The sequence below is a fragment of the Actinocrinis puniceicyclus genome (assembly GCF_018283645.1).
GTDB lineage: Bacteria > Actinomycetota > Actinomycetes > Streptomycetales > Catenulisporaceae > Actinocrinis > Actinocrinis puniceicyclus.
Genome location: NZ_JAGSXH010000397.1, coordinates 1 through 429, shown reverse-complemented (window position 1 = coordinate 429; position 429 = coordinate 1). Strand labels below are relative to the sequence as shown.

The 429-nt window shown below is 66.7% G+C and carries 1 protein-coding gene; it reads left to right on the top strand.

All coding sequences use genetic code 11. The features are described from left to right. Positions 1-429 (top strand): LysR substrate-binding domain-containing protein (locus KGA66_RS32595; protein WP_246509020.1); only part of this gene is annotated, 429 nt, incomplete at both ends.

Below are 429 nucleotides of genomic sequence, written 5' to 3'. Positions count from 1 at the left end.
CGATGTTCCTGGCGAACGGCGGGCCGTTACGCGGCCGGCTGCGCGTCGATCTGCCGACCGAGTTGGCGCGCAGTGTCGTGGTTCCAGCGTTGCCGCAGCTGATGGCGGCGCACCCGGAGCTGCAACTGGAGCTTTCCAGCACGGACCGGCGCGTCGATCTCGTCCAGGAAGGCTTCGACTGCGTGATCCGGTTCGGGCCGATCACCGATGAAACGATGATTGCGCGGCCGCTCGGCAAGCTGCGCATGACGAATGCGGCAAGCCCCGCGTATCTGGAAAGGTATGGCGTCCCGCATACGCTGGAAGACCTGCTCAGCCAGGGGCATCAGATGGTGCATTACACGCTCACGCTCGGCGCCAGGCACGCCGGGTGGCAATACCCCGACGGCGACGGCTATGCGTGGCTTCCGCTGCCCAGCGCCATGCAGG